Consider the following 14,378-nt stretch of genomic DNA (forward strand, 5'->3'; position numbering starts at 1 on the left):
CATCCTTTGGTCGGAAATTGCGCCGCAACCCCTAACGGGTTAACGGGCGGCGCTTGGGGCCGGAGCCGGTTCGGAGGCCGTCGCGGTGCCGGCAGGCTCGCCGGGCTCGGGCAGGCGCAGGCGCTTGAGCAGCAGGGCGTTGACGGCGACGATAACGCTGGAACCGGACATCGAAATCGCCGCGATCTCCGGGCTGAGCCGGATGCCCAGGGTGGTGAAGAAGACGCCGGCGGCAATGGGCAGGGCGATGACGTTGTAGCCGATGGCCCAGCCGAGGTTTTGCCGCATTTTGCGCAGGGTGCCCTTGCCGATGCGCAGGGCCACGGGAACGTCCAGCGGATCCGAACGCATCAGGACCACATCGGCGGTTTCGATGGCGACATCGGTTCCCGCGCCAATGGCGATGCCCAAGTCAGCCTGTGCCAGGGCAGGAGCGTCGTTGACGCCGTCCCCGACCATGGCAACGCGCTTGCCGGCGGCTTGCAATTCTGCAATTTTTGCCGTCTTGTCCCCTGGCAGCACTTCGGCGATGACGGTGTCGATGTTCAGTTGCGAGGCGATGCGCTTGGCGGTTGCTTCGTTGTCCCCGGTGAGCATAATGACTTCGATGCCGGCTTCGTGCATCGCCGCGACAGCCGCAGCGGCAGTCCCGCGGACTGCGTCGGCGAGGGCAATGACCCCTGCCGCCCGGCCGTCCACGGCAACCAGGACCGCAGTCCGCCCCGTCGACGCCAGTTCCTGCCGCTTCCCGGCCACCGGGCCGATGTCAATGCCCTGGGCGGTCATGAGCTTGCGGTTACCGACAAACACCTGATGTCCCCGGACCGTCGCTCCTGCGCCGTGTCCTGGAACATTGCGGAACGCCGTGGCATCCAGGGTGGGCACGCCCCTGCCCGTGGCATAGTTCACGACGGCGGCGGCGAGGGGGTGCTCGGAATCCCGTTCCACGGCGGCCACGAGGGCCAGCAGTTCTTCCTCGTCAATGCCGACGGCGATGAAGTCGGTGACTTCCGGCTTGCCCTGGGTCAGGGTTCCGGTCTTGTCCATGACAACGGCGTCGATACGGGCAGCCGTTTCCAGTGCGGTCGCGTTCTTGAACAGGATGCCCCGTTTGGCGCCCAGGCCGGTGCCGACCATGATCGCAGTCGGGGTTGCCAGCCCCAGAGCATCGGGGCAGGTGATAACAACAACCGTGATGCCAAAGAGTAGCGCGGTCTGGAGGCTTGCGCCGGTCAATAGCCAGACGGCGAAGGTGGCACTGCCGCCGATGAGGGCGACAAGAACGAGCCAGAACGCTGCCCGGTCAGCCAGCCGCTGTCCCGGGGCTTTGGAGTTCTGGGCTTCCTGGACCAGCGCGACGATTTGTGCCAGCGCCGTGTCGGCGCCGACCTTGGTGGCGCGGACCCTTAGCGTTCCCGTGGTGTTGACGGTGGCGCCGATGACTTTGGAACCAACGGTCTTGGCAACGGGAAGACTCTCGCCGGTAACCATGGACTCATCGATATCGGATTCGCCGTCTTCGACTGTTCCGTCGGTGGGAATTTTGGATCCCGGGCGAACCAGGAGCAGGTCCCCGGGCAGGACGTCGGAGGTGGGGACTTCCACCGGTTCCCCGTCACGAATCACCAGCGCCTTGGCCGGTGCCAGTTCCAGCAGCGTCCGGATGGCGTCGTTCGCGCCGCCCCGTGCTCGCATTTCAAACCAGTGCCCCAGCAGGACGAAGCTGGCCAGGACAGTGGCGGCCTCGTAGAAGACGTCGCCGCCGCCGGTTAGGGTGACGATCAGGCTGTAGACCCAGCCGGCCCCGACACCGACGGCGACGAGGACCATCATGTCCAGTGTCCGGGCACGCAGGGCCCGGTAGGCGCCGTCGAAGAAGATCCAGCCCGCATAGAAGATGACCGGGAGGGACAGAACCAGGGCAAAGACATCGTCCCGCAGCCCGAAGGGCGCCGGCACCGTGAACCCCAGGACATCCCTGCCGATCGGTGACCAGAGGGTAATCGGCACGGACAGTGTGGCTGCCACGACGAACCGGTTGCGCATGTCACGGACCATCGAGGCCATCGACATGCCGCCATGGCCGCCGCCATGCCCCATGACCTCCTGCGGATTCCTGGTGACGGGCCCGGCGTGCCCGGTGTGGGCCGGGGGTTCCATGTCGGCTGTGGTGCCGTGACCGGGATGATCGGTGTGGGACATCGCCGTGTGGTCGCCGTGAACATGGCCCTGATCCGTCGCCGGGGCCAAGCTGACGCCCGCCATTGGATCGCAGATGTGGTCCGGGACGGAGAGCCCGGCGCAGTGGTAGCCGCATTTTCGCACCCAGCCAGCCAGCTCGGCGATTGAGGTCTTGTCCGGGTCGAACGTGACGTTCGCGGTCTGTGAGACCGGATTCGCCTCCACCGTGAGCACGCCCGGCCGGCGGGAGAGCGTGGCTTCAGCGATGCTCTTGGACGATGCCCAGTGGACTCCTGCCACCTCCATGACCGCGGTTTGTGTCCTATTACTCATGCCGGAAATTCCTCTCGGGACTGGTTAGTAGTTGAAATTGGTGATTGAAGAAATGCCCAGCCGTCGCTCTCGTGGCGCGAAACACGGGCATAACACGGTGGTGACGGGCCTGGAAATGAGGGTCTGCCTGCCCCGACGGCCTGGTTATTGCCGGGCCTCGGTCGTCTGGGCGCTGCGGCGGGACGACGATGCCCACGCCGAATCAGGGTCCGGAGGGCAGAGGTCTCCTATACGCGGCTGACGGAAAGCCGGATGAGCGATACAGCGTAGAGGGGCGTTGCCGGTAGCTCGGGCAGCGCCCGGGCGTGCGGTGCCGCCGCAACGGCAACGGGAGTGCTGCCGGGGTGAGCCGGGACCGCTGAGGCAAGGACGGCTGAAGACAGCACATCTGGGCACGCCACAGTCAAGCCCAGGTTCAGGGGGCAGTGGGCGGGGCGGGGCGGAACGGGGTGTTCCCCCGGGCTCTTAACCGCCGCGAGAGCGGTGTCACCCGAAACAGTGGGCCGGATGCCAACAGCGTTAGCGGCCGCCGTGTATGACGGGGCGATGGTGAGCGAGACGGCACCGGGGCTGGTTTCTTGCGGCGTAGACGTCAACGCGGGACCAAGAATTCCCGTGACGGCGACGAGAAACGACAGGACTGCGGTAATTGCAGCCGCGGAGGAAACACCCTGGTGCCGCCGCATCAAATGACGCACTCCCACCCCCGTGTTCGCGCGAAACCCAAGAGGTTTCGCCCTCTGCAGCGATCATACCGGGCCGGGTGCAGGGAAATTCAAATCCCTGTCACAAATGACCCGGGTCATCGTCGTGATCTTCGGCATGGACCACCGTTCCCGGTTCCCGGAGGACAAGGAGTGTGTGTGAAGGAACCTCGAGGGCCCCACCGGCGATCAGGGCAGCTGCTGTCACCTCCCGGGAGGTATCGAGAACCAGCTGCCAATGGAGTGCGTAGCGGGCCGGCGGCAAGGTGAACTTCCGCGGCTCGGCACCGGCATTGAAATAGAGGATGAAATCTGCGTCGGTCATCTGGCTACCGGTGCGATCGGAGCAGCGGATGCCACTGCCGTTCAGGTACATCCCCAGCGCACGTTCCGTCCCCTGGGTCCAGTCCAAAGGTTCCATCGGCGTGCCATCGGGCTTCAGCCATACAATATCGGGCACCTGGCCTCCGTCGGGTTGTCTGACCGGTCGCCCGCTGAAGAACCGGCGGCGGTGAAACGTGGGATGAGCGGCCCGCAGCCGGCTGACAGCCGCGCAAAAGTCCAGAAGGTCTTTGTCCGCATCTTCCCAGTGGATCCAGCTCAGTTCCGAATCCTGGGCATAAGCATTGTTGTTGCCCTGCTGGCTCCGCCCCATTTCATCCCCATGCAGAATCATGGGTATCCCCTGGGACAGCAGCAGCGTTGCGATAAGGCTGCGCTGCCGCCTGGACCGGAGCCGCAGGATGGCCGGGTCGTCAGTGGCGCCTTCGGCTCCGCCGTTCCAGGACCTGTTGTTACCCTCGCCGTCCGCGTTGCTCTCGCCATTGGCCTCGTTGTGTTTGTGGTTGTACGCCACGAGATCAGCCAGCGTGAACCCGTCGTGGGCTGTGATGAAATTGATCGAGGCCACGGGCCGCCGGCCGGAATGCTCATACAGATCAGATGACCCGGTCAGCCGGGAAGCCAATTCACCGAGGGTGGATGGTTCGCCGCGCCAGAAGTCCCGGATGGTGTCTCTGTATCTGCCATTCCATTCGCTCCAGTTGGGCGGGAAATTTCCTACCTGGTATCCGCCGGGGCCCAGATCCCAGGGCTCGGCAATGAGCTTGACCTGGGAGACGATGGGGTCCTGCTGGACCAGATCAAAGAAACCCGAGAGCCTGTCCACCTCGTAGAATTGGCGCGCCAGGGCAGCTGCAAGATCAAATCGGAAGCCGTCAACGTGCATTTCCGTCACCCAGTACCGCAGCGAATCCATGATGAGCTGAAGAACATGCGGGGTACGGACATTCAGCGAATTTCCGGTGCCCGTGAAGTCAACATAGAACTCCGGCCGGGACTCGTCGAGCCGATAGTATGAGGCATTATCGATGCCTCGGAAGGAGATGGTGGGACCAAGATGATTCCCCTCACCGCTGTGGTTATAAACGACATCCAGGATGACTTCAATCCCGGCCTTGTGGAGGGTCCGGACCATTGTCTTGAATTCCGTGACGGCACCCGCAGCCTCAGGTGCGGATGCATAGGCGTTGTGCGGGGCAAAGAAGCCGATGGTGCTGTATCCCCAATAATTCGATAGCCCTCGCTCCTGGAGCTGGCTGTCGTGAATGAACTGCTGGACAGGCATCAGCTCGATGGCCGTGACCCCCAGATTTTGCAGGTGGGCCACGATTGAGGGGTGGCCCAAGCCCGCGTATGTTCCACGCAGCCGTTCAGGGATTTCGGGGTGCAGCTTGGTCAGCCCTTTGACATGGGCCTCGTAAATCACGGTGTCATGGTAAGGCGTATTGGGACGCCGGTCGTCCTCCCAGTCGAACGCCGGGTCGATGACCACTGCGGTCATCATTCCGGGGAGGGAATCCGACTCATCGCGCCGCTGCGGGTCCTCCAGGCTGTAGGAAAGAAGAGTCTGGCCCCATTCAATGGTTCCTTCCATAGTCTTGGCATAAGGATCGAGCAGGAATTTGTCCGGGTTAAAGCGGAGCCCAGCGGCGGGCTCATAGGGGCCGTCGACGCGGTATCCGTATCGCTGACCGGGCCCTATCCCCGGCAGGTAGCCGTGCCAGATGTAACCATCAACTTCGGCCAGTGGGACACGGATCTCGGCGCCGGAGGCATCCACAAGGCATAATGTCACCGCCGTCGCTGATTCGGTGAACAGGGCGAAATTGGTGCCGCTTCCGTCAAAAGTTGCCCCCAGCGGATAGGGGGCCCCCGGCCAGACCTGCATCTTTCGTCTCCCGCTCTTAAAGACCTATGGACATGCGCACGCGTCGCACCGGACGACGGCCCGACGAAGGGGTATCGGCCTCGGCTGCACCGGGACGAATGGTACCCGCTAGTTCTGCGGAGGAACAGTACTCTGTGATCTTCCAGGTGCCCAGCGGTACCTGGAAGACCCGGACCTCGGTGCCGCCTCCGATCCCATCCAGCCGGGGGCGTGACGGGAACATCCCTGGGCGACATCGCTCTTCCCCCTCTGCGGTTGACCATACTGAAAGGTCCTCAGACTTCTCCTTCAGCGGGTCGTGACGCCGGAATCCTGATGCTGTGGCCGAACGCCATGCGCTGCCAAGCCGGATCCCATGGGCAGGAGAGCCAACACGCGACATTCCGCGAGGGCGCCCGGGCTCGGCAGGAACAACCTTAAGTCAGGGCGTGCGACGGCGCCTGATCATCCTTATTGTTATCCCTGCGAGGCTCCCGCTGCTCATGATGATGAGCGCGGCGAAGCCGATATAGAAAAGCACAGCCGCTGACTCCGGCGGGCCCGAGGAGGAATCGGCGGCCGCGCTGATCGACCACCAGTAGCCCGCGGTCACTGTGGTCCAGGCAGCACCGGCGACGCTGACCAGCCAGGACAGCGGCGAGAACCAAGGGCTCTCCACCCGATATGAGAGCGCCGTGGCCAGTACAGCGGCGCCGGCGGCGGCGAGGACAAGGCCGCCCGCGAAGTAACGGCCGGCCAGGACTCCGGCCAGGACGCAGAGGCTTCCGACCAAGACGAATCTCCGGGGTCCAAGTGGCATCCGGGCACCGCCGCCAGGCGTCTCCTTCGCAGGCTGTTGTGAGCCGCGCAGCGTTTCGTTCTGGTGTTTCATGACGTTTCGGGTCCTCTGTTGTGGTGAGTCCTGCCGGGTTTCCTTTCGGATTACCGGCCTTCAAGAAGACATCACGGCTCATCGTTCCAATGCACAAACACTACAGAGGCGACGGCATCGGGGTGGCATCGCGTTCGGCACATCTGCATCCCTGGCGGGACGGTCGGTCCATCAGCCCGCCTCCCCCGCGTCGCTGCCGGATGGCGCGAGGGCCAGATTAGTCCCTCCCTGCCGATTGGTCCTCCTCAGCCCTGAAAGTACTTGATTAGATACCCCTAGGGGGTATACTTTTACCTATATCGTAAGGAGTTACTGTGAACCATACTGTCGAAGATACCGCTGTCTCGGGGACTGCCCCGCCTTACGGGTACACCGCGGACAAAGAGGCGTACCTGCGAAGGCTCAAACGCATCGAAGGCCAGGTGCGCGGGATTGCCCGGATGGTCAGCGAGGATTCCTACTGCATCGACATCCTGACCCAGGTCGCGGCCGTCAACAAGGCACTGCATGCGGTCAGCATCGGGCTCCTCGAAGAACATATCGGCCATTGCGTCGTCAGCGCCGCGGCCGAATCGTCCGAAGCCGGGGATGCCAAAGTCAGGGAAGCATCCGACGCCATCGCCCGTCTGCTGCGCTAGGAACGAAGGAGAAAGTCATCATGAGCATCACCACCACAGTCAATATTTCCGGCATGGACTGCAGCCACTGCGTCGTCTCCGTCACCGAGGAACTCCAGGAACTCGATGGGGTCCAGGCGGTCACCGTGGAGCTGAACAAGGACGGCATCTCCGTAGCCACCATCACATCGGCCGTCGAGCTCGATCCGAAAAAAATCGGAGAAGCCGTCGCAGAAGCCGGCTACCTCGTCGTGGCTGCCGGGGCCTGAGTATGGACCCCGCCACCTTGACCCATTCGCGCATTATTGAACTGGACATCCAGGGGATGACCTGCGCTTCGTGCGTTGCCCGGGTGGAACGAAAACTCGGAAAACTCGACGGAGTCCAGGCCAGCGTCAACCTGCCCCTTGAATCCGCCCAGGTCACAGTGCCGGATGCCATCACCGACCAGCAGATCCTTGACACGGTCGCGGCGACCGGATATTCGGCCCGGCTTAGGGCCGCACCCGCCGCACCTGCCGCCCACGCCGACGTGCCGGAAGAGGATACGGCCGGGACAGCGCCGGAACAATCCCACGACGCACCCGCCGCATCGGCGATACTGCGCCCACGGCTGCTGCTGGCCGCGGTCCTCACCCTGCCGGTCGTCATAATTTCCATGGTTCCGGCCGCCCAATTCCCACAGTGGGGCTGGTGGGTCTTTGCACTCAGTCTGCCCGTCGTCACCTGGGCAGCGTGGCCCTTCCACCGCGCCGCGGCCATCAACGCCCGGCACCTGGCCTCGACGATGGATACCCTCGTTTCCATCGGCGTGGGGGCAGCTTTCCTATTCTCCACCTGGCAGCTGTTTACCGACCCTTCACTGACGGAACACCCCGGCATGGAGATGAGTGCCCCCACCCTGTACTTCGAGGTCGCCGCCGTCGTCACCACCTTCCTGCTGCTGGGCAGGTATCTTGAAGCAAACGCCAAACAACGCGCAGGCAACGCTTTGAAGGAATTGTTGAACCTCGGGGCCAAAGAAGCCACCGTCCTCCGCAATGGCGTCGAGTTTCAAATCCCGGCCGACCGGCTGGCGCCCGGCGATGAATTCCTCGTCCGCCCGGGCGAAAAGATTGCCACCGACGGGTTCGTCCTCGACGGGAACAGCGCGGTTGACACCTCGCTCATCACCGGTGAGTCGCTGCCGGTGGAGGTCGGCGTTGACGACACGGTGACCGGGGCCACCATCAACACCAACGGACGGCTGCTCGTGAAGGCCACCCGTGTCGGCAGCGAAACAACACTGGCCCAGATGGGGCGACTCGTTAGCCAGGCACAAAGCGGCAAGGCGCCGATTGCCCGCCTCGCGGACCGGATCAGTGCGGTCTTCGTCCCGATCGTCCTCGCCATCGCCGCGGCCACCTTTACCGTGTGGATGCTCTCCACGACCGACCTGCAGGCCTCCTTTACCGCCGCGGTCGCGGTCCTGGTCATTGCCTGTCCCTGCGCGCTCGGTCTGGCCACACCGACGGCTCTGCTGACCGGAACCGGCCGCGGCGCCCAGCTCGGCATCCTGATCAAGGGCCCGCAGGTCCTTGAAGACACCCGGAGAGTGGACACCATCGTGCTGGACAAAACCGGAACCGTGACCACCGGGCGGCTTTCCGTCGCGGGCATCCACAGCTTCTCCGGGGCCGCCAATGAGGAGATCCTGGCGCTGGCCGGCGCCGTTGAAGCCGCGAGTGAACATCCCATTGCCCGTGCTATCGCCCGCAAGGCCAAGGGCGAAGGACCGCTGAGGCCTGTCACCGGATTTGAGAGCGCACCCGGCGGAGGCGTCCGGGGAACGGTCGGCGGCCGCCATATCGTTGCCGGGCGGGCTGGGTGGCTTCAGGAGAACGGCATCATGCCGCACGAGGACCATCACGCGGCCCTGCAAAGCCAGGAGGGCACCGGCGCCACCGTCATCTTGGTCGGCGTCGACGGCCAGGCTGCCGGGATCATCAGCCTCACCGATACGGTCAAGGACGGCTCCGCGGCCGCCATCGCCAGGCTGAAAGCCCTGGGGCTACGGCCAGTCCTGCTGACCGGCGACAATGCCGCCGCCGCGGCGATCGTTGCCGCCCAGGTGGGCATCCCGGCCAAGGATGTCCTGGCGGGGGTTCTGCCGGAAGGAAAAGTTGACGTGGTCCGGAAGTTTCAGGCAGCCGGGGCGACGGTGGCGATGGCAGGGGACGGCGTCAACGATGCCGCCGCCCTGGCACAGGCTGACCTGGGTATCGCGATGGGCAGCGGCACGGACGTCGCGATCGCAGCGGCCGACCTGACGGTGATGGGAAACGACCTCGGCCAGGTGGCACAGGCCATCGAGCTGTCCCGCCGGACGTTGGCAACCATCAAAACCAACCTGTTCTGGGCTTTCTTCTACAACGCCATCGGTATCCCGGTTGCCGCGTTGGGCCTCCTGAACCCGATGATCGCCGGCGCAGCCATGGCCGCCAGCTCGGTCCTGGTCGTCAGCAACTCCCTTCGCCTGCGCCGTTTCACCGGGACGGCCCCTCGGGATCTTGCGCCGGACCCGACGGCCGCGCTGCCGGTTCCGGTCGGGCGGACCTGAGGAACCAGCGCCGGAGCCCACATCGGAAAGTACCGTCGGACACACCAAGGGCCGGTGAGCTGGCTGCCCCCAAGGCGGTCGCTCACCGGCCCTTGGCACGAGCCCTCTAGGCGCCTGCGCGGACGAACGTGACCGGGCCGGTGGCGGTCAGCCACGACAGCGGATGCACGACCGTCTGGTTCTTGCCGTTCATGCCGGAGCTGAGCACCTGGCCGTTGCCGACATAGATGCCGATATGGCCCGGCTGGATGACCATATCGCCCGGCTGCGCGTCACCAACGACCTTTCCGTAGCTCATGAACTGCATCGGGGCCAGGTCCCCGACGGGGATACCCGCGGACCCCAGAGCCTTTTCCACCAGGCGTGTGCAGTCTTGGATCATGCCAAGCTGCGCGTAAGCGGCGGAAACCATGGCGGCGTTGACCCCACCTGCCGCCGAGGCGGCAGCAGGTGGGGTCGCGGCCTGGGACTGGACAGCGATGCGGGGCTGCGCCTGGACGGCCGGGGCGGGCCGGGTCGCCACAGCGGCGGGAGCCGGCGCTGTGACTGCAGGTTTTGGTGCTTCGATGACCGGCGCCGGGGTAGTGGCAACGGCGGGGCGTTCAAAGGAAATCCGGACGCTGGAGTCAGCGGTGAGCTGAGCCTGCGTCTGGCCGGACACCTCAAGGTTTGAGGCCGGGGCCGATTCCCGCTGCGCCGGAGCGTCTGCGGCCTGGGCGGCGATCCCGCTGGTCAGTACAAGCCCCGATGCGGCGGCGATAACGGCGGCCTGCCGGCCCACGCCACCGGCGTTGTCGGCGACAGTCCGGGAAATTGTCGCGAGCGTGCTGGTCTGGACAGTAACCGCGCGGTGGCGTCCGGGATTTTTACGTGCGGACATGAAAGGAGCCTCTCCCAATGCCTGCGGGGTGAGCTGTCGGATTCGGATGGGAGACACCCGGCTGCGGTCTGCATAACTGCAGGGCGCGGCTTCACCCCAAGGTCTGCCCGAAAAGGCGGACCAAAATGTGGTTTCCCCGTCTCTGCCGGACGATTTTGCGAACGAATCCCGGGCAGCGGCAGAGTTAGGCAATCAGCACGGGAGTGCCGATTCGGAGAAATCGGCACGGTTTCGACCGTACGTTAAACCGGAAGGATTGTCACATTCAGGTAACGATGGGGCCGGCTGCGCAGACGTCCCCAGCGTTTTGCACTACATACCCCTTGGGGGTATATTTGGGTTGTTGTCAGTGAAGTGGTTTGTCCAGGCCTGCGGAACCGCCGGCCGTCACAGCCGTTCAACCCCAGCGTCCCCATCTCGACTTTTTGTAAAGGATTGAACTGACATGTGTGGAACTGAAATCCGGACTGAACTTCCCCTTGCCGCTACGGAACTCTCCGGTTGCAGCTGCTGCACACCTGGCGCCCGAACCCAGACCCCTACCCCGGTTGAGGGCTCCGAGTACTGGGTCGAAGGACTTACCTGCGGGCACTGCGTTCAAACTGTAGAAAAGGCGGTCAACGCCGTGGCCGGTGTGGAGTCGGCGACCGTGGATCTCGCCGCGGGAGCTAAATCCCGTCTGACGGTGACCGGCGAAGTTGCCGCAACTGCGGTGCGGAATGCGGTGACAGGCGCCGGATACAGCCTCGCCGCCAACAACTAATCCAGCGTCCCGCTGGCGACGGGAACCCCTTCACCAGCGGGCGCTGATGGAAGTCTTCCCTGCGGGGAAGCCACAATTGACGACGGCTACTGCACGCAGAATGTGGCCGAACCTCATCCGGGGCCCGGCTACAACACTGTCGTCGTGACCCTGAATGCCCCGCTACTGCGCCGGATGAAACTCAACCCGTCACAGGTCCGCTAAACCCGGCAGACGCCGCTGCCCGCCCGGCCCGGTACCCTTTAACGAAGGCAACCCGCATGGAAGGAGGATCCTCATGACCGGCGCTTTACCCCACCGAGCTGCGGCATTCCTCCGCCGCGCGGGCATGCTGGCCGGTCTGCTGGCCATTATTGCCGGGATTCTCGGGATGCACATCCTGACCGGTTCCCACGGCATGCCGGCGGCCGCCACAAGCTTGGGAACGGACATGGCCCAGGACGGGCAGCCTTCTGTCGCGGTCACGGCAGCGCCGGGTGGCGCCGCAGCGCAGAGCACCCCGGCCCCCCAGAGTCCGCCTTCCATGTCAGGGCTTTCGTGCGCGGACGCGGGCGTATGCGCGACGATGTCCGCCATGGACGCCGTCTGCATCCCTTCCACGGGCAACCCACCGCTGACGGTCCCGCTGCCAGGGGTCACACCGTTCGCGGCTACCGTTCCGCCCACGTTGCCGGCTGGCTTCTCCCCCTACGCATACCTGCCCGGAAGTCCTTCCCCGGGCGACCTCTGCATCAGCCGGACGTAGACGGCTGAGTTGCGCCGTGTCCTGCCCGGCGCATAAGCCCTTACCCTGACGTGCCCCTGCCGGGACTCCGGCCTCATTGTCGTGCGCGTCACCAGCCACCGGCTCCATGCGCCGGTTGATGCCTTGAAGGACCCCGATTTACATGAAGAAATTTCTGACAATCTCAGCGACCGCCCTCGCTGCTGCCATCGCCCTGGCTGGATGCTCCGCCGGCTCCGGAGGAAGCATGCCCGCCATGAACATGGGCGGCTCCGGCACGTCCACAGATTCCGCACCGATAGCTGCCGGAGACCACAACGGCGCGGACACCACCTTCGCTCAGATGATGATCCCCCATCACACCCAGGCCGTGGAAATGAGCGACCTGATACTCAAGAAGCAGGGCATCGACCCGAAAGTGACAGCCCTGGCCGTCAAGATCAAAGCCGAACAGGCCCCGGAGATCACCACCATAACCGGCTGGCTCAAGCAATGGAACGAGCCAAGCCAGATGTCCGGCAGCGGCATGTCCGGGGCGATGAGCAGCGATGACATGACGAAACTGGACGCTGCGCAGGGCGCCGAAGCGGCCAAGCTGTACCTGAGCCAGATGATCACCCACCATCAGGGGGCCGTGACGATGGCCCAGACCGAGGAAGCCACCGGCAAAAACACCGACACGGTCACCCTGAGCAAAAACATCGTCACATCCCAGGAAGCGGAAATCCAGGAAATGAAGAACCTGCTGGCGACCCTCTAGCCAGCACTCCCACGGCACCGGACCGGTCCCGTGGTCCGGACCCGCCTTCCTCCCCTGACCTGGAGCCATCCATGCCCTTTCCCCCCATCCCGCGTCCGCGTCTAGCCGCAGCCACCACCGCGGCCGCCCTGATCCTGGCCCTCTCGGCCTGCACACCGGCCTCCCCTTCGATAAGTAGCGCGGCGGCCGGTCTGCCGAGCGCCCACGTCCACGTCCACGGGCTGAGCGTCAACGGCGAAACCGGTCAGGTGCTCCTGGCAACGCACGCGGGCCTGTTAGACATGTCCAAAAAGACCGCCGCCAAAATCGGTCCCACCAACGACCTCATGGGATTCACCGCCGAGATGGATGAAGGCGTCTTCTATGCCTCCGGCCACCCGGGAAGTGATTCAACGCTGCCCAACCCGCTCGGGCTCATCAGGACCGGGGATGGCGGCAAAACCTGGGAGCAGCTTCCGCGGCAGGGTGAGTCCGACTTCCATGCGCTCACGACGACCAAGTCGGGGATTGTGGCCTTCGACGGGGCCCTGCGCACCAGTACCGACGGGAAAACCTGGAAAACAGTGGACGCCGGTTTCGTGCCGGCCGTCCTGGCAGGAAACCCCTACAGCGATACCGTTCTCGCCACCACCCAGGAGGGCGTGCAGCGCTCGACCGACGGCGGCGCCACCTGGGTCTTGGACAAGGCTGCCCCGGTGGTCCAGTTCGCCGCGTTTGCCAGCGCCAGGGAAGCCGTCGGGGTCGAACCCGGCGGCGCCGTGCATTACTCCCCTGACGGCGGCGCCACCTGGATTCGGAAAGGCCAGATCAGCGGCGCGGTCCAAGCCGTCGCGGCGACGGAAGGGTCGAACGGTAACCCCTGGATCTGGGCCGCGACCTCGACTGAAATCCAGGTCTCCACCGACGGCGGGGCCACGTTCCGGCCCTCTAGCGCGGACTGAACCGGTGGATATCGGCGGGTACTTTGCGTCCACGGTTACCTCCGGGGCCCTGCTTATCGCCATTCCCTTGGCCATGGCGGCAGGGCTGGTGTCATTCCTCTCGCCCTGTATCCTGCCGCTGGTGCCTGGCTACCTGGGCTTCGTGTCCGGACTGACCGACCCGACCCAGCCGCACAACCGCCGCCGGGTCCTCGCCGGCGTCGGGCTCTTTGTCCTGGGTTTCGCCGCCGTGTTCACCCTCTACGGGGCCGCGTTCGGCGCGATCGGTTCTTGGCTGCTGCGCTTCCAGGATGTCCTGATGCGCGGCCTCGGTGCCGTGGTGATCCTGATGGGACTGGCTCTCTTGGGCATGGTCCCTTGGCTGCAGCAGAACCGTAAGCTCAGCCTCGGCCGCAGGACGGGGCTGGCCGGCGCCCCCCTGTTGGGCGTCGTCTTCGGACTCGGCTGGACCCCCTGCATGGGTCCAACGCTCAGTGCTGTTCTGTCCCTGAGCGTCACGACCGCCAGCGCAGGACGCGGGGCGCTGCTGGCCTTTGCCTACTGCCTGGGCCTGGGCATCCCCTTCGCCCTGACGGCCATGGGCCTGAACTGGGTCAGTTCAGCTCTGGCCCTCGTCCGACGCCACATCCGCGTCGTCAACGTTGCCGGTGCCTCCATGCTCATCATCCTGGGCGTGCTCATGGTTTCCGGGCTCTGGGTGAAGTGGATCTATCAGCTCCAGAACCTCTCCGGCACCTTCCTCACCCCCATCTGAAACCTTCAGCCGGCTCACGGC

12 protein-coding genes and 1 riboswitch are annotated in these 14,378 nt (G+C 64.8%); of the genes, 8 read left to right on the plus strand and 4 right to left on the minus strand.

What is annotated here, in order from left to right; translation table 11 throughout:
• Positions 1-39: 39 nt before the first annotated feature.
• The 3 genes from QCD75_RS08070 to QCD75_RS08080 all read right to left on the minus strand — a co-directional run bounded on the left by QCD75_RS08070 (position 40) and on the right by QCD75_RS08080 (position 6,319).
• Positions 40-2,514 (minus strand): heavy metal translocating P-type ATPase, encoded by a 2,475-nt coding sequence (locus QCD75_RS08070; RefSeq protein ID WP_253033830.1) that lies wholly within the window; start codon positions 2,512-2,514, stop codon positions 40-42.
• 786 nt (positions 2,515-3,300) lie between these two features.
• On the minus strand, positions 3,301-5,448 hold the full coding sequence (glgX, locus tag QCD75_RS08075; protein ID WP_301227413.1) for a glycogen debranching protein GlgX: 2,148 nt from the start codon (positions 5,446-5,448) through the stop codon (positions 3,301-3,303).
• Positions 5,449-5,869: 421 nt separating this feature from the next.
• Complete coding sequence (locus tag QCD75_RS08080) at positions 5,870-6,319, minus strand: hypothetical protein (protein ID WP_301227415.1); 450 nt, start codon at positions 6,317-6,319, stop codon at positions 5,870-5,872.
• A gap of 314 nt (positions 6,320-6,633) precedes the next feature.
• On the opposite strand from QCD75_RS08080, the gene QCD75_RS08085 reads away from it, so the two are divergent.
• The 3 genes from QCD75_RS08085 to QCD75_RS08095 are packed head-to-tail and all read left to right on the plus strand — an operon-like array spanning position 6,634 to position 9,535.
• Positions 6,634-6,957, plus strand: coding sequence for a metal-sensitive transcriptional regulator (locus tag QCD75_RS08085; protein WP_301227417.1), 324 nt, complete (start codon positions 6,634-6,636; stop codon positions 6,955-6,957).
• Positions 6,958-6,977: 20 nt separating this feature from the next.
• A complete protein-coding gene (locus QCD75_RS08090) occupies positions 6,978-7,205 on the plus strand; it encodes a heavy-metal-associated domain-containing protein (RefSeq protein WP_301227419.1) in 228 nt (75 codons plus the stop codon).
• 2 nt (positions 7,206-7,207) lie between these two features.
• Entirely contained in the window at positions 7,208-9,535 is a 2,328-nt protein-coding gene (locus tag QCD75_RS08095) for a heavy metal translocating P-type ATPase (protein WP_441005449.1), read from the plus strand.
• Between the two features lie 106 nt (positions 9,536-9,641).
• Here QCD75_RS08095 and QCD75_RS08100 read toward each other — a convergent pair whose 3' ends face one another.
• Positions 9,642-10,415 (minus strand): NlpC/P60 family protein, encoded by a 774-nt coding sequence (locus QCD75_RS08100; RefSeq protein WP_253033834.1) that lies wholly within the window; start codon positions 10,413-10,415, stop codon positions 9,642-9,644.
• Between the two features lie 4 nt (positions 10,416-10,419).
• Positions 10,420-10,585, minus strand: a riboswitch (cyclic di-AMP (ydaO/yuaA leader).
• A 275-nt stretch (positions 10,586-10,860) separates the two neighbouring features.
• Here QCD75_RS08100 and QCD75_RS08105 point away from each other — a divergent pair.
• The 5 genes from QCD75_RS08105 (at position 10,861) to QCD75_RS08125 (ending at position 14,357) form a co-directional block, all read left to right on the plus strand.
• The gene (locus tag QCD75_RS08105; protein ID WP_301227423.1) at positions 10,861-11,178 is read left to right on the plus strand and encodes a heavy-metal-associated domain-containing protein; all 318 of its coding nucleotides are present in this window, start codon (positions 10,861-10,863) and stop codon (positions 11,176-11,178) included.
• A gap of 277 nt (positions 11,179-11,455) precedes the next feature.
• Positions 11,456-11,923 carry a hypothetical protein gene (locus tag QCD75_RS08110; RefSeq protein ID WP_301227425.1) on the plus strand — a complete coding sequence of 156 codons (468 nt, stop codon included), beginning with the start codon at positions 11,456-11,458 and terminating at the stop codon, positions 11,921-11,923.
• Positions 11,924-12,065: 142 nt separating this feature from the next.
• Entirely contained in the window at positions 12,066-12,662 is a 597-nt protein-coding gene (locus tag QCD75_RS08115; RefSeq protein WP_301227427.1) for a DUF305 domain-containing protein, read from the plus strand.
• A gap of 71 nt (positions 12,663-12,733) precedes the next feature.
• Positions 12,734-13,603 (plus strand): F510_1955 family glycosylhydrolase, encoded by an 870-nt coding sequence (locus QCD75_RS08120; RefSeq protein WP_301227429.1) that lies wholly within the window; start codon positions 12,734-12,736, stop codon positions 13,601-13,603.
• Positions 13,604-13,607: 4 nt separating this feature from the next.
• Positions 13,608-14,357, plus strand: a complete 750-nt coding sequence (locus QCD75_RS08125; protein WP_301227431.1) for a cytochrome c biogenesis CcdA family protein — start codon at positions 13,608-13,610, stop codon at positions 14,355-14,357.
• Positions 14,358-14,378 lie beyond the last annotated feature (21 nt).

The organism is Arthrobacter sp. PsM3 (genome assembly GCF_030433895.1).
GTDB lineage: Bacteria > Actinomycetota > Actinomycetes > Actinomycetales > Micrococcaceae > Arthrobacter.